Raw genomic sequence first — 22,569 nt, forward strand, 5'->3', positions numbered from 1 at the left:
GGTGAATTATGATGCTTTCGTACCTGTTCCTTCTGTCATTTCCGCTTTTGCGACCGATTGGTCAACGAGCGGTTTTTTGAGGAAGGAGAGAATCGCTGCACCGACGAGTGAGCCGATGAGGATTGCACCTGCATAACCAGCAATCGCCATGACCGTACCTGATGGACCATCAAGGAGCGGGAAGACGAAGATTCCGCCGTGCGGAGCCGGGAGCAAGACGCCGAAGACGATTGTCAACGCACCAGCGATTGCTGAACCGATGACGCTTGACGGAATGACGCGGAGTGGATCGGCTGCTGCGAATGGAATCGCACCTTCTGTGACGAACGATGCCCCCATTGCGTAAGCAGCGATACCTGCTTCACGTTCTTGCGGTGTGAATTTCTTACGTGCGAACAATGTCGATGAGAAAGCCACGATGAGTGGTGGAACCATTCCACCTGCCATGACGGCTGCCATGACTTCCGTGTTACCTGCTGTAAGAGCAGCTGTACCGAAAACGTATGCTGTTTTGTTGATTGGACCACCCATGTCGATTGCCATCATACCTGCGACGAGCATACCGAGGAGGATTGCGTTCCCGCCACTGAGTCCGTTCAATGAATCCGTGAGCCATGTCATGAACTTCGCGATTGGCTCGTTGATGACGAGCAACATGATCATCCCTGTGATGAATGAACCAAACAATGGATAAAGCAAGACTGGTTTAATTCCTTCAAGTGCTGCCGGAAGACCTTTGAAGACTTTGACGAGCAGAAGAACGACGTAACCGGCAAGGAAACCGGCAATCAATCCGCCGAGGAACCCAGCGTTACCGCTGCTTGCAAGGAAACCAGCGATCAGACCAGGAGCAAGACCTGGTTTATCAGCGATCGACATCGCGATGAATCCAGCGAGGATCGGAATCAAGAGACCGAATGCGGCTTTCCCGATCGTCATCAATTGTGCAGCAAATTCATTGTACGACGCATCATCCGGGTTCGCAGAGTTGATGCCCCAGAAGAAGCTGATCGCGATCAAGAGACCACCAGCGACGACGAGTGGCAACATCGCGGATACCCCGCTCATCAAGTGTTTGTAGAATCCACCACGAGCTGGTTTTGAACTTTCGCTTGAACCGCTTGCTTTGTAAACAGGCGTGTCCTGTTTGACGGCACGGTTGATCAATTCTTGTGGTTTACGAATTCCTTGTGCGACCGGTACTTCAACGACGTGTTTCCCGTTGAAACGATCCATCTCAACCGCTTTATCCGCAGCGACGATGATCGCTGTCGCATCGTTGATGTCTTGTTGTGTCAAACCGTTCTTGACGCCGGTCGATCCGTTTGTCTCGACTTTGATGCGGACACCCATCTCTTCTGCTTTTTGACGAAGGGCATCAGCCGCCATATACGTGTGTGCGATCCCTGTCGGACATGCTGTGACAGCGAGGATATACGGTGCGTCTTGGTCGACGTTGTCGCTCGAGACGTCAACTGGACCTTCTTCTTCACGTTCCTTCGCTTCGATTGCTGCGATGACTTCGTCTTTCGTCTTAGCCGCAAGAATCGTATCGCGGAAGTTCATATCCATCAGATAGACGGATAGTTTCGAAAGTGTTTCAAGGTGCGCATTATCTGCGTTCTCACCTGCTGCGATCATGAAGAACAAACGGCTCGGTTGCCCATCGAGTGCTTCATAGTCAACACCTGCCGAGCGACCAAAGGCGATTGCCGGTGTTTTGACGGCTGCTGTTTTGGCGTGTGGGATAGCGATACCTTCCCCTAAACCTGTCGTACTTTGCGCTTCCCGTGCGAGAATCGCTTCTTTATATGCCGAGCGATCGTTCAGTTTTCCTGCCCGGTCGAGGACGTTGACGAGTTCGTCGATGACAGCGGCTTTAGAAGACGCTTGCAAATCGAGTTGAATCGTGTCACGTGTCAAGAGATCAGTAATTTTCATGAGTAGTCACACTCCTTTTAGGATTGAATGAGTTCAACGACGTTGACGTCTTTGATGAGACGATCGATATCTTCCTTCGTACAAAGACCGAAGGAGTAAGCCGACGCGCTACCAGTCGTCACCGCATAGCGGAACGCTTCTTCTGGTGATTTACCGAGCGCGTGGCTGGCGACGAATCCGGCGACGAGTGAATCTCCGGCACCAACAGAATTGACGAGCTTCCCTGCCGGCGTATTTGCCGTGTAGGCACCTTGACGATTGACGAGCAGTGCCCCGTCGCCTGCAAATGAGATGACGACGTTCTCGGCACCACGCTCGACGAGCTGCTGTGCGTAAGGAACGGCCATCTCCTTCGACGTAATCTCGACGTCGAAGATTTCACCGAGTTCATGGTGATTCGGCTTGATTAAAAATGGACCGAGCGGTAAGACTTCAAGCATTGCTTCCTTCGTCGTATCGACGGCGAAGCGGACGTTCCGTTCATTCAGGATCGTCGCGATATGACGATAAAGATCATGCGGCAGACTGCTTGGGATACTACCTGCGAAGACGACGATGTCACCGGCTTGCATCGTCTTGAATCGGGATAATAAATGCTCCAGCTCTTCCGGTTGAATCTTCGGTCCCGCTGCATTCAGCTCGGATTCTTGATCGGCGCGAATCTTTACGTTGATCCGCGTTTCATCTTGAATCGGTGTGAAGTCCGTCAACACGCCCCGTTTCTCAAGTTCTGTCCGGATGAATTGTCCGGTACTTCCTCCAAGAAATCCGAGTGCTTGTGTTTCCACCTCATAGTTTTTCAGGACGAGAGAGACGTTGATTCCTTTCCCTCCGGCCACTTTTTCCGCCTGTTCGACACGATTGACTTGTCCTGCCTCAAATACCGGTAACGTGACATAATAGTCGATTGATGGGTTGAGTGTCAGTGTATAAATCATTTCGCGTTCACCACCTCTGTGTATTGACTGTATTTCGCTTCCTGCTCACTGGATGTCGTCGTGATGATCGTCGCCGCTTGCAAGGACGCCACCCGACTGAAGCTGATCGCATCCAGCTTCGTCTCATCGACGAGTACATACGATTGTTTTGCTAACTCGATCGCTGTCTTCTTTACGAGTGCCTCTTCCGGATCCGGTGTCGTGAAGCCTTGTGCCGGATGAACACCGTTCATCCCAAGAAACGCGACATCAAAATGGTAAATCAACATTCCTTCACGTGCGTTGTAACCGACGAGTGCTTGCGTTGAATGCTTGAGTTGCCCTCCGACGACGAACGTCGGGATACGGTGATAGAGTAACGTGTTCGCTAGAGGAAGACTGTTCGTTACGACCGTAATCGCCTTCTCTTCGAGATACGGAACGATGGCAAGCGTCGTCGTTCCAGCATCCAGATAGACATACATGCCGTCTTCGATCAGGTCAGCCGCCGCTCGCGCGATCCGTTCCTTCTCTTCAACATGTTTGTCGCTCTTTTCGAAATAACTCGGTTCTTCAATCTGTAAATGATTCACTGTCGCGCCCCCGTGTACCCGACGCAGATGACCTGCTGTCTCGAGTTGGGATAAATCCCGACGAATCGTGGATTCACTTGCCCCGGTTTGTTCGACGATCTTTTGCATCTTGACGACTTCTTCTCGGGACAATAGTTCGAGAATGAGTTGATGGCGTTTTTTCGTTAACATAAGGTTTCCCTCCGCATCTTTAATATAAAGCGTTTACATTCAAAAATCAATCAAAAACGTTCAAAAAATATAGGATTTCTTTATAAAACGTTCAAAAAGCGACTTTTTTCGACATAAAACCGTTCTTTTAGTTTCATTATACATCAAAAACGGTCATTAGATGACTGTTTTATCGAATAAAATCAATCATTTTTTGATTTTCGCATCCGTTTCAGACAAAAACCGCTCTCCGAATCAAATTCGGAAAGCGGTTGATTGAAATATACCATTCAGTCATGAACGTTTACTTCACTTCATTTTGCAGACGCCCGATTCCTGCGATCGAGATTTCGACGACATCTCCCGTTTGAAGATAGACAGGCGGTTTCATCCCGTGACCGACGCCCGCAGGCGTTCCTGTTGCAATCACGTCACCGGCTTCAAGTTTCATCCCGCGTGAGACTTCAGTTAAAATCGTCACGATGTCACGTAACATCAAGGCGGTTGATCCTGACTGACGAAGTTCTCCGTTCACGCGGGTCTCGACGAGGACATCACGTGGGTCAAAGCTGTCCGCTGAAACGATGACTGGTCCGAACGGACAGAACCCGTCAAGTGATTTACCACGGAAGAACTGGACATGCTCCTTTTGAAGATCCCGCGCCGTCACGTCATTGACGATGCTGTAGCCGAACACATGATCAAGGGCATTTTCAGGTGTCAGATCACGACCGGTCGTGCCGATGATGATCGCGAGTTCCCCCTCGTAATCGAGTTGCTGTGTTAAATCCGCATGCCGTTCGATCGGTTCGAACGGTCCGACGATCGATGTCGGAGCTTTTGTGAATAAGACGAATTTCCCCGCTCCCGCCGTATCCATCTCTTTAATGTGATCAGCATAGTTCTTGCCGACGCAAATGACATTTCGTGCCGGAACATACGGTGCGAGCTTACGAACATCCCCTCTCAGCACTGGTGCGATATCGAGATCGAGATCAACATCGAATTCGCGTGAAATCACTTCGAGTAGTGAATCCGTATAGACTTGCGCCGTCACATCATATGTAGAACCATTCTGCTCAACCCCGACGCCTACTTTTCCATCCTTTTCAAACCGAAACCATTTCATCTTGATTGCCCCCTTTTAAGTCCAGTATAGCGAAACCGGGAACAGGACGCACTTTTATCGCTATATCGAAAAACACGCAGCAGACAAGCCGTCTGCTGAGTGTAAGTGTTAGGCAATCCGCTGAGCTAATCGATCAACGAGCGCCTGTGATTCTTCATTTAATCCAGTCAATTCGACTTTTTTCCCCAGCCGTTCGTATTTCAAGACGACGTTCTCGATTGCTTCGATCGCCGAGTCATCAAATAAATGACACGCCGCGAAATCAAGTGTGATGACCGATGTTGGATCGGTATCCAGCTGGAACTGTTCTGCAAATGCTGTCGTCGATGCAAAGAACAACGGTCCGCGAATCGTGTAACGCACGCGATCTTTTTGTTCATCCCGTTCGACTTGAATGCGGGAAATTTTAGAGGCGAACAATAATGCTGCAAGCAGAATGCCAACAAGAACCCCCATCGATAAGTCGTTCGTCAATACAGTGACCAGTACGGTCGCTAACATGACGGCAGAGTCGCTCTTTGGTGACGTCTTCAGCATCTTGAATGAACCCCAATCGAACGTCGCATACGAGACGAAGAACATGACACCGACGAGTGCTCCCATCGGAATCGTCATCAATAGATCGTTCATCGTAAACATCAACAGCATCAGGAACACACCTGCCGTCAGTGTCGAAAGACGACCGCGGCCGCCAGACGTGACATTGATGACCGATTGACCAATCATAGCACAACCTGGCATCCCGCCGAACATGCCGGCAATAATATTCGCAATCCCTTGACCGCGGGATTCCATCGCCTTATTCGATGTCGTATCCGTCATCTCGTCAACGATCCGAGCTGTCAGCAAGGATTCGATCAAGCCGACGAAAGCAAGTGACAAGGCATACGGGAAGATAATTTGTAACGTCTCGAGTGAGAATGGAACATCTGGTAAGAAAAAGCTTGGTAAAGCCGCTTCAATTTGTCCCATATCACCGATGACACGCGTATCGAGTGAAAAGACGACCGTCAAAATCGTCATGATCGTAATCGCAACGAGCGGTGCCGGGATGGCTTTCGTCACGCGTGGGAAAAGTAAGATGATGGCAAGTGATGCCGCAACCATTGCATACATGATCCAGTTTTGACCTTCGAACTGTGGTAATTGCGCAGAGAAGATCAAAATCGCTAACGCATTAACGAATCCGACCATGACCGACCGCGGAATGAAACGTAATAATTTCGCGATGCCTAAAAAACCGAATACGATTTGGAATAGACCGGCGAGTATCCCCGCCGCCAGTAAATAATCGACTCCGTGATCCTTGACGAGTTGAACGACGACGAGAGCCATCGCACCGGTCGCAGCCGAAATCATACCCGGACGACCACCGGCAATCGAGATGACGATTGCAATGATGACGGACGCATACAATCCGACCATCGGATTGACACCCGCAATCAATGAGAAAGCAATCGCTTCCGGAACGAGTGCCAAGGCAACGACGATACCGGACAACAGATCCGCTTTCGGTTGGAGGAACCACTCTTTTTTCCATTGAGTTAACATAAGATGATTGAGACCCCTTTTCTAACATGAATGGTCTCAGTGTAATCGGACCTGTTTCAAAAAGCAACCCTTTTAGGAAGTTTTAGTACGAATTCGTGCGATCTCGTCTACCATCGCTTTATACGTCGCCATGATTTCTTGTCCTGCAAAAACAGGATCCTCATCCATCGTCTCGAGTGCCCGGCGCAACAGATGGATCTTTGGTCTTTTCCGTTCGAGCAATTCCTCATAGATGAAATCGAGCACCTCTTCATGTGCTTCCTTCGATTCATCGGAAATCGTAGATAACGTGATCAAGCGTTTCATGTGGGCACTCGTTTTTTCGAACAGGTCTTTTCGAATGACGACTTCATCTTGCGGACGATCGAGCCAGACGGACAGGAAACGCGGCGGAATCAATTGTTCCTCCGTCCGACTGACATCCTCAACGAGATGTGTCAACCGATTGAACACATAACGGACGACCCGTTCCGGTTGTGTATTCGGTTCCGACTGCCGGAAGAAGTACATCGCATACTGCAGCATACCGGTATAGATGACTGCTAAATCAAGCAGATACGGTTCTTTCGTCTGACCGAATAAATCACGTAATCGTTCATACGTCCACTCGATCTCTAGAAGGCGGTTGTTTTCCATGAATGCCTTCAATTCTTTTTCGTTCGAGGCAATCGCTTCTTCGAACAATGTATACAGTTTATATTTTTGCATCAGTTCCAAGTAACAGTTTCCTTGCTGGATGAATGTCTCATAATCCGAAACGTCGCGTCCGACAAGAATTTCCTTCCGTGCCGTCCGCATTTTTTCGAAGACGGTATTGAAGACATCGATGAACAGTTCATTCTTGGAGGAAAAATAGTTATAGAACGTTCCTTTCGAGACATTACTATGCTCGAGGATATCCTGAATCGATGTCGATTGATATCCTTTTTCAACGAACAGCTGATAGGCAGCATCTAACAATTGTTTCTTTTTTGGATTCATGGTCTTGTCCTTTTCTTTTCATAGATAATGGATGGTTCGTCAATCACTTATTTTAGTGTATGAAGCAAATAATTTGAACTCATACGACTTCGGCTGGTAAGATAGCCAAGTTGGTCATAGAATTCCAGTCTAACATTTTAGACTTACAGTACAAAAGGAGCTTAACGAAATGCAATCAAGCAAGCAATCATCTCGACTTTATTTAATTTTAACTGTCCTCATGGCAGGCGCGTTCGTTGCGGTCCTGAACTCAACGTTACTTAACATTGCCTTACCATCGATCATGCGTTCATTCGGAATCGAGGCAAGTAGCGCGCAATGGTTGACGACCGGTTATATGCTCGTCAACGGCATCATGATTCCGACATCGGCGTTTCTCGTCCAAAAATTTTCAACACGCCAGCTGTTCTTGACGGCGATGACACTCTTCTCACTCGGAACGATCATCGCCGGACAGGCACACATCTTCCCGTTACTACTCGGCGCACGTATGATGCAGGCTTCTGGTTCAGCCATCATGATGCCGCTCTTAATGAATGTCCTGTTAACCGGTTTTCCGATTGAAAAACGCGGACAGGCGATGGGCATCTTCGGACTCGTCATCACGTTTGCCCCAGCGATCGGACCAACATTGTCCGGCTGGATTCTCGAACACTACGAATGGCGGATGCTGTTCTACATCGTAACGCCGATTGCGTTACTCGTGTTGTTCACGGGTGCTTTCCTGCTGAAAAAAGAAACGGTCCACAGTACACTAAAACTTGATCTGTTCTCACTCGTCCTTTCAAGCTTCGGTTTCGGTGGGTTACTGTATGGGTTTAGCTCTGCTGGTTCAGCAGGATGGGGTTCTTGGACGGTCATCGGATCCTTGATCATCGGTGTCTTCAGTCTGACTTCTTTCATTATACGTCAATTCATGCTCGAAGAACCGATGCTTGAGTTCGGGATTTTCCGGTACCCGATGTTCGCCTTATCACAAGGGATTTCGATGGTCTTGAACATGTCGATGTTCTCGGCAATGATTCTGATGCCGATCTACATCCAGACGATTCGCGGTATCTCACCGTTTCATTCCGGTCTCTTGATGTTACCGGGTGCAATCGTCATGGCGATCATGTCGCCAATCACGGGGCGTCTGTTCGACCGGTTCGGAGCCCGCATCCTCGCGATCGTCGGTTTGTCCTTGACGGTCTTGACGACGTTTTCGTTCAGTCAATTAGCTGCCGATACGTCATATGCGTTTCTCGTCATCATGTATACGTTACGTTTCCTCGGGATTTCGATGGTCATGATGCCCGTCATGACGAATGGATTGAATCATATTCCGCAACACCTGACACCGCATGGAACAGCACTCAATAACACGTTGTCCCAAGTATCCGGTGCGATTGGTTCAGGTCTACTCGTGACGATCATGACCTCACGGACGAAACATCACGTTCCGGAATTCGCTTCCCAACCGGAAGCAGCAAATCCAGAGTGGTTACAAATGCAGGCGATGATCGAAGGGATCAATGATACGTTCTTCATCGCGACGTTACTTGCCCTCGCGGCATTGATTTTATCGTTCTTCATCAAAAAACGACGGACATCAACACTTGCTGTCGTTGAATCCGTCGATCAAGAACAAAAATATGCATGATTTGATGCTCCCCTGTCTGAAGAGACGGGGGAGTTTTTAGTTTAGTCCAAACGTTTGTTTAGTTGTTGCCGATCATAGATCCGTTGATTCGTACTGCCACGAAAACTGGTCGTTCGGTCAAGCTTCGATAGGATGAACGGACCATCGATCAATCCATCTAGTCGGCGCAATAGGGGAAGCCATTCGGGGTTCTTGATGATATCTTCCCATACATATCCCGTATACAGGATTACCTCATAGTCTGATCCGAGTCGCTCAAGTAGTCGTACGAGCGCTTCCGCTTGTAGCATCGGCTCCCCACCGGACAATGTCAAACGACGGTTTCCGATTGCCTGGATTCGTTCCACTGTCTCTTCAATCGTCCAATCCGTTCCACCTGCCGAGTTCCAGGAAGTTGGATTATGACAACCTTCGCAGTGATGCGGACAACCGGCAAGAAAGAGTACCGTTCGTAAACCGGGACCGTCGACGACGGAATCAGGTCGCAGGGACAGGACGCGTAACATCATGCTTCACCCGATTCTGCTCTTCCGCTCGTTTTGCATCATTCCAACGATCTAGCGTACCGACGAGATAACCCGTGATACGCCGAATCCGCTCGATTGATTGACTTCCGCAAACCGGACACTGCTCCTCGATCGTCTGCTCCGTTCTACACTCGAGACAGCGGTCAACCGGATGATTGATCGATCCGTAGCCGATACCAGCATCCGCCATTAAACGAACGATGTCCTCAATCGCTTGCGGATTTCCGGCAAGCGCACCGTCCGTTTCGACATAGGTGATATGACCGCCATTACATAATGCGTGGAACGGAGCTTCGAGCCGGATCTTCTCACGGATCGTCACCGGCGCGTCGACCGGTATATGAAAGGAATTCGTATAATACGGCTGATCGGTCACGCCTTCCACCGTCCCGTAATCAATCGTGTCCCGGCGTGTGAACTTCCCGGATAACCCTTCTGCTGGTGTGGCGAGGAGACTGAAGTTCAGATTCGTCTGTTCTCCGTAATGGTCGACGACCGTCCGCATCGCTTGAATCAACGCAAGACCAATCCGGTGTGCGAGTTCGGAATGACCATGATGATTTCCTGTTAAGACGGTCAAACATTCCGCGAGACCGATGAATCCGACCGCTAGCGTCCCGTGTCGCAAGACAGGACCGACATGATCCTCATCCCGTAACGTCTCGCCCTCTTTCCAGACATGCTGATACAAAAAGGGAAACTCGTCAGCGGTTCGACTTGCCTGTAACTCATAACGCGTGAGTAACTGTCTGCAGGCGAGTTTGGTTGTCTCTTGGACAGCTTCAAACATTTGATCAACTGTTTGACTTTGAAGTGCCAAGCGGACGAGATTGATGCTCGTAAACGATAAATTTCCCCGACCCGTAACGGAAGGTGCATCTTCACGATCCTCGAACACCCGTGTCCGGCATCCCATGTAAGCAACTTCCGGTCCTCCTACTTCCAGTTGTCGATTGAACGGCGCATCGAGAAAGGCAAAGTTCGGAAACAACCGTTTCCCGGTCACGCGAGTTGCCAGTTGAAACAGATCATAGTTCGGATCGGTTGACGCTAGATTGATTCCTTGTTTGACTTTAAAAATCTGAATCGGAAAGATTGGTGTTTCTCCCTTGCCGAGTCCCCGCTCCGTCGCTATCAGCAAAGCACGCTGGAAGAGTCGCCCCGCACGCGTTGTATTCGTTCCATAATTGACAGACAAAAACGGAACTTGTCCACCACCGCGCGAGTGCATCGAGTTCGTATTATGAATGAACGCTTCACACGCCTGAAACGTCTTTTCATACGTCTCCTGCCACGCGCGTCGCTCACGCTTTTGACGGGTCCAATCAGGTACGAGTTCCTCGAGTTTTGCTACTTCCCGGTAGTAGGTTTTTTCAACGAATGGTGCTAGATCGTCATCGAACGCCGCAAAGGCTTGTCCACCATGCTGCATGTTTTGGTTCGCCTGGACAATGATTGCGGCAAGCGCCAGGGCAGAACGGATGTCTTGCGCCGCTCGAATGGAACCGTGCGTCGTCTGAAATCCATTCGCGAGGAGATGACCGAGTGGAATTTGAGCACAGGTCGTCGTCCCGGTCATGTAATAATCGGCGTCGTGGATATACAGAATGTTATCGTCAAGCGCCTGCAGGACATCCGGTTCCAGATGCCGGCGCATCATCTGCCTTGCAACTTCTCCGGCAATCCGCTGTAACTTCGCAAGTGGTGTCTTACCGTCAATGTTCGCATTTTCTTGCTCGACTTCTTGCGCTGGTGCGAGTAATGCTTCTAAGCTTTCCATGTTTCTTCTTCCTCCCACACTTTTTTGTATTCACTATAGCGAGGGTTCAGAAACGTTCGCAATCCCTGCATAACTTACGATATTTTCAAGTGTTTCAGCCATTCTGTCATCAATCTGTCTGTTTTATCGCTCAAACGTCCACTCCTGCCACAATTTCTTCACTCCCGTTTTTTTGGACGAATCTCACACGATGGACGACAAAAAGAAGAGACGCATCAGATCGTCTCTTCTTCGTTCTTTCATTCCGCTTCCAGTAACGCGTCTGTTGCGCTCGGCAGCTTGACCCGAAAGACCGTTCCTTCTCCGAGAATCGACTCGACTCCAATGTTTCCATCGTGAGCACGAACGATTTCTTTACAGATTGATAAACCGAGTCCTGTTCCGCCAATCTTGCGACTGTCTGAATTATCAACGCGGTAAAACTTACTGAACAGATGTGGCATCGAATGACTCGGGATCCCGATTCCGAAATCACGAATACTCAGCTCGATTTGATTATGCTGATGGGTTAGCGTCACGACGACATCGCCACCGTCCGGTGAATATTTGACCGCGTTGTTCAACAGGTTACCGAGCAATTGTTTCATGCTGTTCGCGTCAGCCTCGACCAGGAAGTCCTGTTCGTCATTTAAATCAAGCTGCAAACTGTGTTGCTCCGTTGCTGCTTGATAAAATTGAATTTGTTCTTTGACGATTTCTTTAAGATCAAAAATCTGTTTGTCATACTCTTGTTTTCCTGATTCCATCCGCTGGACATTTAAGAAGTCGCTGACGAGATCGGTCAGACGTTTTGATTCATCATGAATCGTCTGCACGTACCGTTTGTTCCGTTCCGGATCTAAATCACGTTTTAACATCAACTCCGTAAAGCCGTAAATCGAAGAGAGGGGTGTTCTGAGCTCATGCGAGACCGTCGAGACGAGTTCGGATTTGACGCGGTCGACTTCTGTCTCTGCCGTGACATCACGGAAGACAAGAATCGTTCCTTTGGAATGGTCCCCGTGCGCAATCGCTTCGGCGTAAACTTGAATGAAATATTCGCCTTGGTCGATCGACAAGGAAAACATCCCTTCTGGAATCTCACCGGATAAGACTTCTTCAAAGTATGCTTCAAAGGCTTCTTTCTGATCCATCTGCTCAAACATCGTCTCGGGTCGAACTTCAAGGAACGTCATCGAGTCGTTATCTTCCTCGACCTGCAACGACTGGAAGATATCGAATAAGGCTTGGTTTCCTAAAATCGTCTTTTCCTCATGTTTGATGTAAAGAATCGCTTCCCGAACGGAATTCAGCAGTTGTGCCGTCTCTTTTCGTTCGTATTCCATCTGTTCATAGAGCGACATCCGCATCAATGAAATCGCGATCTGTTTTGAGAACGATTCGAGTTCCGCTAAATCCTTTTGATTGAATGGTGCATCAAAACGTGCCAGATAAAGACAGGCAATCAGCTCTTCTTTCGCCGGATCCACGATTGGGATGACCCCTTCATAGACATGATACGGGTACTTGATGAGATCGTCGTTTGCGACCTTTTTCGCAGAATGTGCCGTTTCTTTTGAAATCATGACCCGTTTTAAAAGTAACGATTCCGTCTTTAAGCTCTCTTGCTGATCTTCTGTCATCTCTTTTGGTACGACTTGGGCGATTTCATTATTCTTGATCAGTAAGAGCGCTCCGAACTCCGTCTTCGTCAGACGAACAATCGTACTAATGACGGATGAATAATCGAATAAACTCTCTTTTGACGCAAGTGTCTCAATTAGTTCATTGCGATCCTGTAAATGAAGCTCATTCGTCCGTGTCACTTCGAGTGCTTGTTCGAGTTCATTTTGCTTTTGTTGGAGGATCTTTTGATTGTGCTCCATCTCTTGGTTCTTCGTTGACAATTCCGCATGTTGAGATGAGATCGAACGCGCCATGCGATAAAACGATGCCGTCAATTGACCGACTTCATTCTGACTATCGACGTCATGTTCGAGCGAAATCGACTTTCCTTCCGCAAGACGCCGACTTTTGACGTTCAGCTCTTGAAGCTGTGATGTCACTCTGTCAATCAGCGGTCGAACGATGAACAAAAGACAAAATAAAAAAATCATCAAATTCAAGAACCAGAACCATTGCGTCTTTTGTAACTGGTCAAGTACTTGTTCCTTCGTCCGTCCTGCAGCGTTATCCACATATAAATAACTGGCAACCGATGTGATGACACTTAGTGCAAAGACACTATAGAAAATTGCCATCAACTGTCTGCCTAATTTCTCAGTCATCCAGTGTTTCATATTCATAAATCCTCCTAGCCATAAGTTGCCTTTCGTTCAAGATCGTTTCCTCCTCATCCGTTATCACCTAATGATTCCCGGAAACATCTATCTTGAATCCTTTAGAGTCAGGTAGGTGAGAGTCCAATCCCGGTCACAAGGGCGATGGCATCGACAATCTGTCCTTTTGTCAGATCGTCCGTCTTAATCTGCCGACTGAACAGGGGATCGGATAGTTGACGTAATCGTTGCTTCGCTTGTTTTCCACCCCACGAATTCGGATGCTCGAGACGACTGATGAGTCGGCGTTTGACGGTCGTCTCCTTTGCCATCAGTGCGATATGACGGACATCATGTCCACTATCGCGTAACGTTCCGATGATTTCCTGAAAATACTCCGGGTTCGTCAAGGTCATCGGCACGATGATTCGGGCATCTTCCGTATTGAGCTGTTCGAGAAGTTGCCGATTAAACGTGCGCCAAAGCGGTTCATCCTGAAAATCGTCCTTGTTTTCCGGCAGTTGTGCCCGTAAAAAATACCCCGTCTCTTCCGGATCAAAAATGTACGAGCCTTTCCAGCGCTGTTGTAATCCCTTTGCCGCCGTCGTCTTACCGACGCCAAACGTACCGTTAATCCAGATGATCATCTTGTTTTCCCTCCACTCTGTTTTCTGTTGTACTATACTGCAAAAGCGCTCGACAAGTTTCAATCGGTTAAAAAAACACTCTGCTTGATAACAGAGTGTTCAGCCATATAACCATGTAATGAAAAAGGGAGCAACCACACTGGCGCAAACTGCCGTCAAGACCATCGTCAACAGCCCGACCGCCCCTTCGCGTTGATCGAGACTCATTGATTTCGTTGCGCCCATGACATGGGCGATTGATGCCAAGCCGACTCCGCGGCTGACAAAGTGACGAATCTTCAGTCCCGTCATGAGCTTCGGACCAACAATCGACCCAGTCAGTCCCGTCAATAAAACGAATGCTGCCGTCAGCGTCGTCGTTCCACCAGCTTTTTGAGAGATCGCCAAGGCGACGGGTAACGTGACCGATTTCGGTAATAAAGCGAGATTCGTCGTCCGTTCCAGATGAAGCAATAGACCAAGTAACAGATCAGAGCTCATGGCGATACATGTTCCAAGCAAAACACCCAGTCCGATTTCCGGTAGAAAACGCCGTACATGATGCCGGACACGGTAGAGCGGAATCGCAAATGCCGTGATTGCCGGACCAAGCATCTTTGATAGATATTGACCACCTTGCATGTATTCCGCATGTGAGACTCCCGTATTGACGAGAATTAAGATCAGAACAGCCGTCACCGTCAGGATTGGTAACGTCCAGACACGAGGATACCGTTGATAGATGAACATCGCGATACTGAACAATAAAATCGACAGGAGAATCCAAAATAGGGCCTCATTCATGTCGTGTCACCGCCTCTTTTCGGTATGCTAGCCGATCAACGATATAGGCTGACCCGACTAACGTCAGCAAGCTGCTGACGACGACAATCAATACGACCTGTAATCCGGACGTCCGGAGAAATGCCGTATAATCCATGATTCCAGACAGTGCCGGAACAAAGAACAACGGCATGACGAACAGAAGGAATGTCCCGCCCCGTTCAACGGCGACGAGCGGAATGAGGCGGCTTTTTAACGCCACATATAATAGAATCAAGCCGATGATATTTCCAGGCAACGGTAAATCAAAAGTGTAGCTCACCCAGTCCCCGCTGAGTGAAAAACAAAAAATGAGTGCAATTTGTGCAATGATTTGAATGATACGCATGATGCGTGAAAGCATGATACAGGACCCCTTGTTAACAGTTTCGGGTTTTATTATCCGCCTCTTTTCCGTAACAATCAATGAAATTTAATTAATCAAGTGAAGTAACCGTTCTCATACAAATTCACGTCATGTTTGTACTAGGACAAAATGATGAATCCTAGTGTGTCGCAGTACAAAAATAGACGACACCTTGAACGGTATCGCCTATTTGTATTACATGACTCGTTTGAACAGCTTCTCAAGTTCATACGTCGTCCATTCGATGATGACCGGACGTCCGTGGGGGCACGTGAACGGCATCTGTGTCTGAGCCAGATCGGCGATCAATCGGCGCATCATCTCCTCATTCAGTGGATGATTCGCTTTGATTGATTTCTTACATGCCATCATGATGGCGGCATCTTCCCGGTACGTCTCAAGATCGATTTTTCGCTTCATCAACGCTTCATCAAGTAACTCCTGAATCGTCTCTTCTTGGCGATGGGACGGGAACCAGGTCGGAACTTCTCGGACGATGAAACTTTGAGGACCGAATGCTTCAAACTCGATTCCGACATCTTTCAGCAACGGAAGGACCTCATCCATTCGTTTCATGTCGTCCGACGAAATTTCAAACGTGTACGGAAGCAATAATTGCTGCCGTTGCTCCGGTGGTCGACCGAACATGACCTTATACGTCTCGTATTTGATTCGTTCCTGTGCTGCATGTTGATCAATCATATACATCCCGTCTTCCCCGGCACAGACGATATAGGACGAATGCAATTGTCCGATGACGTCAAGATGCGGAAAACGCGGACGCGCAGGTGGTTCCTCGATGGGTGCGGCAAACTCCTGCTTGACCGATTCGCTCGGCTCGAACAGGTTGTCCTCATGACCAAATGGCAATGGGTTTTCTACCGCTGGTCGCTCATCTTGCGTTTTTTTCGGAATCGGATAATTCCAGACTGCCCGTGAAGACGTCTCTTCGACCGGCTCCGCAACGTAGGAAAAGTCGAGTTTTTCCTGGCTACTCGGATCTTTTTTCGGTTTCGGTGGCGTCACTTTCGGAATCAACGTTTCTCGGCTGAGCGTCATCTTGATCGTCTCCTGGATCAACTGGCAGAGCTCCATCTCTTTTGAAAGACGGACTTCCCGTTTCGCCGGGTGGACGTTGACGTCGATCAGGAGCGGATCCATTGTCACTTCGATGACGGCAATCGGATAACGTCCGATTGGTAGTAACGTATGATAACCGTTCAAGACCGCTTGCGTCAGCGCAAAATTTTTGACCGAACGACCATTGAGAATCAACGTGATGTAATTCTTCGAGGCGCGGGTCACTTCCGGTTTGACGAGATGGCATGTCAGTTGATAGTCAGCGTTTGATCCTTTTGCAATCAGTGTTCCCTGGATCGTTTGGTGACCGTAGACGCTCGCCAGTGCTTGCCGGACGTCTCCTGATCCGTTCGTCTGGATCAATGCCTTCCCTTCATGGGTTGCCCGGAGTTTGACGTCCGGATGAGCAAACGCCATCCGGTTCAACACGTCCGTGATTGCCGCAAGCTCTGTATGTGTTGTCTTCAAATACTTCAGCCGAGCCGGTGTATTGAAGAAGAGATTTTCAACCGTCAACTCCGTTCCCCGGTTCATCGCCGCTGGTGTCCGCTGAACGACCGTCCCGTACTCAAGTGTCACTTGAATTCCTTCCGCGTCCTCGCGTTTTGTCTTAAGCGTCACTTTACTGACAGAGGCGATCGAGGCAAGGGCCTCTCCGCGAAAACCAAGTGTCTTAATCCGGAATAAGTCATGTTCGTCCTTGATTTTACTCGTTGCGTGACGGACAAAAGCCAGTTCGGCGTCATCCGGGTAAAATCCGTGCCCGTTGTCGCGGATCGTCATCCGTTTCATTCCCGCTTCTTCAAGCTCGACATCGATTTGGGTCGCACCGGCATCCAGTGCGTTCTCGACCAGTTCCTTGACGACCGATGCGGGTCGTTCGACTACTTCTCCCGCCGCGATCCGGTTCGCTAAACTATCCGATAATTCACGAATGATTCCCACTGCATTCTCCTCACTTTCTTGCTTCGGCTTGTAGACGGTACAGCGTATTCAGTGCCTCGAGTGGCGTCATGTTGATTAAATCAAGACTCGCCATCGTCTCACGCAGAGGATCCGCTTCTGAGAACAGACTGAGTTGATCAATCGGTTCCTCCTGAACAGGAGCTTTGACAGGTGCCGTGACCGGAACAGGCTCTACCTGTTCGAACTCGGACAAGAGGACTTGCGCCCGCTCGATCAAACTATCTGGTAAATCAGCTAATCGCGCGACGTGGATTCCGTACGATTGATCGGCTTTTCCGTCGCGTACTTCATGCAAGAAGACGACGCGTCCATCCTGTTCGACGGCACGGACGTGAACGTTTGCTAGTCGATCAATCGATTCCTCAAGCACCGTCAGTTCATGATAATGGGTCGAAAACAGTGTCTTCGCTCCGACATGCCGGGCAATGTGTTCAACGATCGCTTGCGCCAGTGCCATCCCGTCGTACGTCGAGGTCCCACGACCGATTTCATCTAACAGGATCAACGACCGATCCGTTGCACGCGTCAAGGCTTCTTGTGTTTCGACCATCTCGACCATGAACGTCGACTGTCCACTGACGAGATCGTCCGCCGCCCCGATCCGGGTGAAGATTTGATCAAAAATTGGCAGTTCCGCTTGAGCAGCCGGTACGAACGAGCCGATTTGGTGCAGTAAGGCAATCAAGGCGAACTGTCGCATATAGGTTGATTTACCGGACATGTTCGGTCCCGTGATCAACAGCATCTCGCGCCCTTCGTTTAAGGTGATGCCGTTTGCGACATATTCACCGCGCGGTAAGACCGTCTCGATGACCGGGTGACGTCCTTGCTGAATATCAACCGTTCGTCCCGTCGTCGTGATGGGTCGGACGTAGTCATGTGTCTCAGCGATTTCCGCCAGTGCAACGAGGACGTCGAGTTCCGCGATCCGGCGACTGACCCGTTGTAAACTTTCGATATGTCCTTTAACTTCATCGCGCACCCCGCAGAAGAGATCGTACTCGAGTGTGACACTTTTTTCTTCCGCACCTAAGATCAACGCTTCTTTTTCTTTTAATTCCGGTGTGATATAACGCTCAGCATTGGCAAGTGTCTGCTTCCGTTCATACCGTCCTTCCGGCAACAGCTTGGCATTGGCACGCGATACCTCGATATAGTAGCCGAAGACGCGGTTGTAGCCGATCTTCAACGTCTTGATGCCAGTTGCAGCCCGTTCGCTTGCTTCAAGTGTCGCAAGCCACGTTTTTCCGTCTTTTGAAGCGACGAGTAACTCGTCGAGGTCTGGGGAATAACCGGACTTGATCATGCCACCCTCTTTCGTTGAGATCGGTGGGGCTTCAACAAAAGCACGATCAAGTAGATCGCTCAACTCATCGTGCGGATCGAGTCCGAGACTGAGTTGACCGAGACGTTCACTCATCATCTCCTCAAGCGCTGATTGAATGCGGGGAATCAACCGCAACGTCGACTTCAATTGAACGAGGTCGCGCGCAGACGCTGTTCCATACCCGACTTTCGCGACGAGTCGCTCGAGATCATAGACTTCGCGTAACGTATCTTTTAATTGCTGACGTTCGAAATAGTGTTGCAACAATTCCTCGACAGCATCGAGTCGTTCCGTGATGACGTGTTCCGATAACAACGGTTTTTCTAACCAACGTTTCAGCATCCGTCCGCCCATCGCTGTACCTGTCACGTCAAGTAGACCAAGCAACGAACCCTTTTTATCTCCTGTCCGTGCCGAGCGAACGAGCTCGAGATTCTTGACCGTATTCGGCTCGAGCTGCATGTAATCGCTCGCCTCATAAACGACGGCAGGCTGCAGATGCGTCAACGCCCGTTTTTGTGTATCGTGCATGTAGGCATAGAGGACGGCAAAAGCTTCCGCTTGCGCCGTATCGATCGCGCGGTCGCCGTGTGGATGCGACTCCCGCCGCGCACTGCGCGTCAATGGAATTCGTAAGTGTGCGAGTGCTGTCTCATGTTCTTCTGTCGTGACGATGATTTCTCGTGGCAGGATGATGCTCAGTTCCTTGACTACACCTTCGAGTGTTGCGACGCTTGTCAAGGCACTCTCACCTGTCGAGACATCTCCGCGGGCAATCCCAAACCGACCGTCCTGTTCGACGACCGCGACTAAGTACCGATTCTCTTTTTCCGTCAGGGTGGACATCAACGTCCCCGGCGTGATGACTTGGATGACTTCACGTTTGACGAGTCCTTTCGTCAACTTCGGGTCCTCGACTTGATCACAGAGCGCCACTTTATAACCACGTTCGATCAACTGTTCGATGTAGCCGTTCGCTGCGTGATGGGGCACGCCGCACATCGGAATCGGATGCTCGGCGTTCTTGCCGTTTTTCGCCGTCAGCGTCAACTCCAGCTCATGAGCGACCTTTTTGGCGTCTTCAAAGAATAATTCGTAAAAATCACCGAGCCGATAAAACAAGAAGGCGTCCGGATAATCCGCCTTGATCGAGAAGTATTGTTTCATCATCGGTGTGTTGTGTACTGCTTCCATTCTTCCACCTCATTCGTAGAAAAAGCCGACGGATGTCCGTCGGCTTTTCGTTCATTTCGTGATTAGTAGCCGCAACCGCCGCTTTTGTTTTCTGCTGCCATGCCGCTCCCTGTCTTACCAGCGAGAACATCCCCGTCCGTCGCTTCGATGATTTGATCCGTAATCCCGTTCGAGATCGTCACCGTGATGTATTGGAGAAGTCCGTTGACTTCTTCTTGTGTTTCTTGGAACTGTTGGACGACAGGCATCTCATCGAGTTCAGCGAACAATTTATCGAGCTTCGCTTCGACACGTGCGAGTGCTTCTGTTTTGCCGTAATGTTGGCAGTTGACTGCCTCTTTTTGAAGGAACTTGATTTGTTTCATCATCTTTTGGACTTTTTCATTCCCGTTGATGTTGGCTTCCGCCGCTTTGAATCGTTCTACTTCCTGTGTCTCTGAAATCATTTTGGCGATTTCATTGGCTTTTTCGATGATTTGTTCATCTGTATACATCCACATTCGTCCCCTCTATCGTTAGCGAACACGTCGCTTCCCTTAGCATTCTGAACGATTGCTCGTTCTGTCGCATTCATTATACCGTTCTCGCGATAGAGTGACAAGAATAGTTCCTTATTCGATTGAACGCCATAACAGATACGCCGCATGACTGCGAACAGGAGCGAATTCTTCTGCCAGGCGTGTCGCTTCTTCCACCGACGGCCGGAATCCGAGTAACCGTTCGAAAGCGCGTAAAATCCCGATATCCGATGCCGGAAATAGATCCGGACGACCATACCCGAACATCAGGACGTTTTGAACCGTCCATGGTCCGACACCTTTTAATGCAATCAGGGTCTCAGCGATTTCTGCGTCGGTCGCTGTCGCCAAGCCGTCATAATCAATCGCTGCCGTTGCTACGCCGAGTAAATAATCGGCTTTACGTCCTGATAGTTGCAGAGCGAGCAAGTCCTCCCGACGTGCAAGCGCTAGTTGACGTGGTGTCGGCGGGAGAACGATTCCGTCTTGGACCGTCCCGAACGTACGAAAGACGCGTTCCGTCAGCGTATGCGCAAATGATAGATTGATTTGTTGATGAATGATCGAGCGAATCAAGGCCGTGAACGGCGAATGATCCAGCACGAGTCGTTCGTCGCCGAATTGTTCGACGATCGCGTGCAACGACGTCGCCTTGAGACGCTGCGCAGGATTCGGCTCACTGAGTCGAAAGCGTCGCTTGAGTTGCGTCAGCACCGGGATGTGCGGTCCTGAACCGTCAATCCGTAACGTGTGAGAGTCGATGGCTTCCATCGTCGTGATGTACGCCTGTTCGTCGATGAAGACCGGAACGACAAGACGCCCCTTGTGTTCGACTTGCAACGGATCTTCCGTCAGACGGGACACGATTCCTTTAAAATCAATCGCTTCCGGCAAGGTCAGGTCATGCGTCCACCCGCTCATCCGACGAATACCTTAATCGCACCAAGGATCAATCCGATGATGAATCCACACAATGCTCCATTGACCCGGATCCATTGCAAGTCACTTCCGACTTTGTCTTCAATCATATGAATCAGTGTTTCGGTGTCGAAGCGGTTCAAGTTCTCACGGACCAGTCCACCGATTTTTTGGTGATTTTGTTCGACGAAGCGAACGAGTTGCTCTTTCATCCACTGATCACTGCTATCCTTGAATGTCGGATGCTGTTCCCAGTCGTCTAAGGCACGCGAGAGCATCGGCATTGCCCGTTCCGTCCAAAAGGCATCTGACATCAAGTAGCGTTCGAGCTCGATCAAACCGGCATCATAAGCACGTTCAATGACTGGAACGAAATCAAACCGGTCGACTTCACTCGCCTTCCAGGCATCGATTTTCGCGAGACGCTCTTCATCAATTGACAACTGTGCCAAATTACGACGCAGATGATCGAGAATCGCTAAACGATTCGGATGATGGACGTGTCGCATGTCTTGAATGACCGTCAGCAGGACACCTTGAATGACCAGACTGAGCTTTTCTTCCGAATAGACTTTCTGCACGGTTCGGGCCGTCACTCGCAGGAACGTGTTTTTTTCCTGATCAATCATCGCCGTATAGGCAAGACGTCCAATCTGGTCACGAATGATCGGATCTTCGAGCAGACGTTGCCCATAGTCTAGCAACTGATCCATCAGCCATTCATCAAGACGCCGTTCTTCATTCAATTCCATCGCCCGGACAGCCAGCCGCTTCGAGGGATAGGCTTTGATCGTCTCCGTTAGTCGTGTATCTGCGAATTCAAGAATCGCCTCTTTTGGTAGTTTCCGGATCAGACCGATCAATAGTTCGGTGACGGTCGCTCGAAACGCAGGCAGGACCAGAATCGAACGTAAGATTTTGATGACACGGTCCGCGAGCGTCATGTGCTGTAGTTTATTGACGATACTTTCTTTATTCAATAAGTCCGTCTCGAGCATATGAACGATCGACTCAATGACCCGTTCCCGATTTTTCGGCAATAGGTTCGTATGGGGAATCTTTAAGCCAAGCGGGTGGCGAAACAATGCCGTGATCGCGAACCAGTCGGCAATCCCGCCAACAAGTCCGGCTTCAAAACCACTCTGGAGCCAAAAGATCCACGCATTTTCTTTAAATGGCAATGAGACGACGAATCCGACCGCCATGAAAATCAACGAGACGGTCGCTAGCCGCCGTGTCGATGTTTTAGGTTGTTCAAGTGATGACACATCGTTTCCTCCTT

At 49.5% G+C, this 22,569-nt stretch carries 18 protein-coding genes; 1 reads left to right on the forward strand and 17 read right to left on the reverse strand.

Features of this window, described 5'->3' with window-relative positions:
• Positions 1–6: 6 nt before the first annotated feature.
• The 6 genes from ACRPK8_RS04715 to ACRPK8_RS04740 form a co-directional block, all read right to left on the reverse strand.
• The gene (locus ACRPK8_RS04715) at positions 7–1,941 is read right to left on the reverse strand and encodes a PTS fructose transporter subunit IIABC (RefSeq protein ID WP_432237157.1); all 1,935 of its coding nucleotides are present in this window, start codon (positions 1,939–1,941) and stop codon (positions 7–9) included.
• A gap of 17 nt (positions 1,942–1,958) precedes the next feature.
• Positions 1,959–2,879 carry a 1-phosphofructokinase gene (gene pfkB / locus ACRPK8_RS04720; protein ID WP_195865443.1) on the reverse strand — a complete coding sequence of 307 codons (921 nt, stop codon included), beginning with the start codon at positions 2,877–2,879 and terminating at the stop codon, positions 1,959–1,961.
• Positions 2,876–3,622, reverse strand: coding sequence for a DeoR/GlpR family DNA-binding transcription regulator (locus ACRPK8_RS04725; protein WP_432237158.1), 747 nt, complete (start codon positions 3,620–3,622; stop codon positions 2,876–2,878). Before ACRPK8_RS04725 ends, pfkB begins: the two co-directional genes overlap by 4 nt.
• A 283-nt stretch (positions 3,623–3,905) precedes the next feature.
• On the reverse strand, positions 3,906–4,730 hold the full coding sequence (locus ACRPK8_RS04730; RefSeq protein WP_432237159.1) for a fumarylacetoacetate hydrolase family protein: 825 nt from the start codon (positions 4,728–4,730) through the stop codon (positions 3,906–3,908).
• Positions 4,731–4,838: 108 nt separating this feature from the next.
• Complete coding sequence (locus tag ACRPK8_RS04735; RefSeq protein ID WP_432237160.1) at positions 4,839–6,281, reverse strand: SulP family inorganic anion transporter; 1,443 nt, start codon at positions 6,279–6,281, stop codon at positions 4,839–4,841.
• A gap of 72 nt (positions 6,282–6,353) precedes the next feature.
• Positions 6,354–7,262 (reverse strand): TetR/AcrR family transcriptional regulator, encoded by a 909-nt coding sequence (locus tag ACRPK8_RS04740; protein WP_432237161.1) that lies wholly within the window; start codon positions 7,260–7,262, stop codon positions 6,354–6,356.
• Positions 7,263–7,431: 169 nt separating this feature from the next.
• Between ACRPK8_RS04740 and ACRPK8_RS04745 the strand changes: the two genes are divergently transcribed.
• The gene (locus ACRPK8_RS04745; RefSeq protein WP_432237162.1) at positions 7,432–8,904 is read left to right on the forward strand and encodes a DHA2 family efflux MFS transporter permease subunit; all 1,473 of its coding nucleotides are present in this window, start codon (positions 7,432–7,434) and stop codon (positions 8,902–8,904) included.
• A gap of 41 nt (positions 8,905–8,945) precedes the next feature.
• On the opposite strand, the gene nrdG is transcribed toward ACRPK8_RS04745, so the two are convergent.
• The 11 genes from nrdG to ACRPK8_RS04800 form a co-directional block, all read right to left on the reverse strand.
• Positions 8,946–9,413 (reverse strand): anaerobic ribonucleoside-triphosphate reductase activating protein, encoded by a 468-nt coding sequence (nrdG, locus tag ACRPK8_RS04750; protein WP_432237163.1) that lies wholly within the window; start codon positions 9,411–9,413, stop codon positions 8,946–8,948.
• A complete protein-coding gene (locus tag ACRPK8_RS04755; RefSeq protein WP_432237164.1) occupies positions 9,382–11,211 on the reverse strand; it encodes an anaerobic ribonucleoside triphosphate reductase in 1,830 nt (609 codons plus the stop codon). Before ACRPK8_RS04755 ends, nrdG begins: the two co-directional genes overlap by 32 nt.
• Positions 11,212–11,450: 239 nt before the next feature.
• Complete coding sequence (locus ACRPK8_RS04760) at positions 11,451–13,490, reverse strand: ATP-binding protein (RefSeq protein ID WP_432237165.1); 2,040 nt, start codon at positions 13,488–13,490, stop codon at positions 11,451–11,453.
• Positions 13,491–13,597: 107 nt separating this feature from the next.
• Positions 13,598–14,116: an AAA family ATPase gene (locus tag ACRPK8_RS04765; protein WP_432237166.1), complete on the reverse strand. Its 519-nt coding sequence runs from the start codon at positions 14,114–14,116 to the stop codon at positions 13,598–13,600.
• 99 nt (positions 14,117–14,215) lie between these two features.
• The gene (locus ACRPK8_RS04770; protein ID WP_432237167.1) at positions 14,216–14,899 is read right to left on the reverse strand and encodes an LrgB family protein; all 684 of its coding nucleotides are present in this window, start codon (positions 14,897–14,899) and stop codon (positions 14,216–14,218) included.
• Positions 14,892–15,266, reverse strand: coding sequence for a CidA/LrgA family protein (locus ACRPK8_RS04775; RefSeq protein ID WP_432237168.1), 375 nt, complete (start codon positions 15,264–15,266; stop codon positions 14,892–14,894). The genes ACRPK8_RS04770 and ACRPK8_RS04775 overlap by 8 nt, the downstream gene beginning before the upstream one ends.
• 213 nt (positions 15,267–15,479) lie before the next feature.
• Positions 15,480–17,309: a DNA mismatch repair endonuclease MutL gene (mutL, locus tag ACRPK8_RS04780; protein ID WP_432237169.1), complete on the reverse strand. Its 1,830-nt coding sequence runs from the start codon at positions 17,307–17,309 to the stop codon at positions 15,480–15,482.
• A gap of 10 nt (positions 17,310–17,319) precedes the next feature.
• Complete coding sequence (gene mutS / locus ACRPK8_RS04785) at positions 17,320–19,851, reverse strand: DNA mismatch repair protein MutS (RefSeq protein ID WP_432237170.1); 2,532 nt, start codon at positions 19,849–19,851, stop codon at positions 17,320–17,322.
• A 62-nt stretch (positions 19,852–19,913) separates the two neighbouring features.
• Positions 19,914–20,351 carry a RicAFT regulatory complex protein RicA family protein gene (locus tag ACRPK8_RS04790; protein ID WP_432237171.1) on the reverse strand — a complete coding sequence of 146 codons (438 nt, stop codon included), beginning with the start codon at positions 20,349–20,351 and terminating at the stop codon, positions 19,914–19,916.
• 111 nt (positions 20,352–20,462) lie between these two features.
• Complete coding sequence (locus ACRPK8_RS04795) at positions 20,463–21,290, reverse strand: DNA-3-methyladenine glycosylase family protein (protein WP_432237172.1); 828 nt, start codon at positions 21,288–21,290, stop codon at positions 20,463–20,465.
• Positions 21,287–22,555 (reverse strand): DUF445 domain-containing protein, encoded by a 1,269-nt coding sequence (locus ACRPK8_RS04800; protein ID WP_432237173.1) that lies wholly within the window; start codon positions 22,553–22,555, stop codon positions 21,287–21,289. The genes ACRPK8_RS04795 and ACRPK8_RS04800 overlap by 4 nt, the downstream gene beginning before the upstream one ends.
• Between the last annotated feature and the right edge of the window lie 14 nt (positions 22,556–22,569).

Source organism: Exiguobacterium sp. TDN 0502, assembly GCF_050846835.1.
GTDB lineage: Bacteria > Bacillota > Bacilli > Exiguobacteriales > Exiguobacteriaceae > Exiguobacterium_A.